Origin of the sequence: Segeticoccus rhizosphaerae (assembly GCF_009192725.1) — a bacterium.
GTDB lineage: Bacteria > Actinomycetota > Actinomycetes > Actinomycetales > Dermatophilaceae > Segeticoccus > Segeticoccus rhizosphaerae.
This window is the reverse complement of record NZ_VOHR01000496.1, coordinates 1-1,955: the sequence shown is the minus strand read 5'-3', so window position 1 is coordinate 1,955 and position 1,955 is coordinate 1. Positions and strand designations below refer to the sequence as shown.

General features: G+C 72.9%; 3 protein-coding genes. All 3 read left to right on the top strand.

Features of this window, described 5'->3' with window-relative positions:
- Positions 1 to 231 precede the first annotated feature (231 nt).
- The gene (locus FRW57_RS21055) at positions 232 to 615 is read left to right on the top strand and encodes an FmdB family zinc ribbon protein (RefSeq protein WP_137120001.1); all 384 of its coding nucleotides are present in this window, start codon (positions 232 to 234) and stop codon (positions 613 to 615) included.
- Between the two features lie 179 nt (positions 616 to 794).
- Positions 795 to 1,661, top strand: coding sequence for an S-methyl-5'-thioadenosine phosphorylase (locus tag FRW57_RS21050; protein ID WP_238384468.1), 867 nt, complete (start codon positions 795 to 797; stop codon positions 1,659 to 1,661).
- Positions 1,662 to 1,721: 60 nt separating this feature from the next.
- On the top strand, positions 1,722 to 1,955 hold a 234-nt coding region (locus tag FRW57_RS24195), incomplete at its 3' end, for a hypothetical protein (protein WP_203230469.1).

The following is a 1,955-nucleotide window of genomic DNA, read 5'->3' as shown; positions in this document are numbered from 1 at the left end:
CGCTGCTGATCGTGACGACCGGTGCGGCCCGAGGCCGGGCCGAGGCGCGGCTGCGGGCGGTGAGCGAGCGGGGGCGGCTGGCGGGGTGGAACCAGTGACCTCAGCGCGCACGCGGTCGAAGGCAGCCTGCGCGGCGTCGTAGACTGGCACTCGACCCGTGACAGTGCCAGCTCCACCTCGGTGAGGCGACCGACCGGGTCACAGCTGGCACCAGCACAGATGGAGGAGCACGTGCCCACCTATGACTATGCCTGCACCGAGTGCGACCACCGGTTCGACATCGTGCAGGCCTTCACCGACGACTCGCTGACCGTCTGCCCCCAGTGCGGGGGCAGGCTGCGCAAGGTCTTCGGCGCGGTCGGCGTCGTCTTCAAGGGTTCCGGTTTCTACCGCACCGACTCCCGGGCGAGCTCGAACGGCTCCAGCTCGGGCGGGTCGAGCTCGAGCACGTCCAACGGTGCCCATTCCGAGAAGTCCGGCGGCGACAAGACCACGTCGACGACCTCGTCGAACGGCTCCGAGAGCGCGAACGGTTCGTCCTCGAAGTCCTCCAAGGGCTCCGACGCGTCGAAGGCCGCCACCAAGAGCACGACGAAGGCCGGCTCCGCGGCCTGACCGGGCGGCCTGATCGGGCGGCCGCCGACGGATGGGGACCACCGACGGGTGGGCGCCCACCGACGCCACGGCCACGTCGTGCGCACCTCGCTCCACAGGGCCGCCCCGCCGGAGCCCTTGTCCACAGCGAATCTGCCGGCAGCCCGCCTCGCGGGAGCGCCTGACTAGCCTCGGGTGCCATGACGACACAGGCTGTGCCCACGGCCGGGCACCAAGACCCGATGCTGCGCGCGGAGATCGGCGTGATCGGCGGGTCCGGCTTCTACCAGTTCCTCACCGACACCCGCTCCGTCCCGGTCTCCACGCCGTTCGGCCCGCCGAGCGACGACGTGGTCGTCGCCGAGGTGGAGGGGCGGCGCGTCGCGTTCCTGGCCCGGCACGGCCAGGGGCACCGGTTCCCCCCGCACCGGGTCAACTACCGCGCCAACCTCTGGGCGCTGCGGGCGGTCGGGGTCCGGCAGGTGCTGGCGCCGTGTGCCGTGGGTTCGCTGCGGTCCGAGCACGGGCCGGGCACCGTGGTGGTGCCCGACCAGGTGGTCGACCGCACCTGGGGCCGGCCGCACACCCTTTATGACACCGAGGGTCCGGTCGTCCACGTGGGTTTCGCCGATCCCTACTGCCCGAGGGGACGATCGACCGTGCTTGCCGCCTCGGCCGAGTCGTCCGTCAACACGGTCGACGGCGGCACCCTGGTCGTCATCAACGGACCGCGTTTCTCCACGCGCGCCGAGTCGCAGTGGCACCAGCAGGCAGGCTGGTCGGTCGTGGGCATGACCGGTATGCCGGAGGCGGCCATCGCCCGCGAGCTCGCGCTGTGCTTCACCACGCTCGCGCTGGTGACCGACCACGACGCCGGCGTGGAGGGCGGCCCGGCCGTGACCCACGACGAGGTGCTGCGCGTCTTCGCTCGCAATATCGACGCGCTGAAGAGCCTGCTGCGGCGAGCGATCCCGCGGCTGCCCGAGGCCACGCCGGACGAGACGGCAGATTGTCCGTGTCGTCGGGCCCTGGACGGTATGACGTTGCCGTTCACCCTTCCGGAGTAGGCCGCCGTGCACCGCCCAGGGGGCAACAGGTCGGTCGCCGCGGGTCCAGCCACTGGTCCGGTGACCGCCACAGCGGACTCGCCGCGGGGGAAGGGTCGGGCCGCTGGGGCGAGGCGGCTGCCGCCCTGGGCGCGGTGGCGGCCGACCAGTCGCCGTTCGGTCTGGCGCCGCGTCCGGGCCCGGCGATGGCTGACCGCGGTGCTGGTCGGCCTCGCGACCTGGCTGGTGGCGGGCGCTGCGCTCCCCCAGGCACCGCCGCAGGGCGCGCGGGTGGTCGTGGTGGCGCGTGACCTG

Excerpts from the sequence above, each read along its gene's own strand:
- FRW57_RS21050 (WP_238384468.1), top strand. The coding sequence starts at position 795 with ATGACGACACAGGCTGTGCCCACGGCCGGGCACCAAGACCCGATGCTG.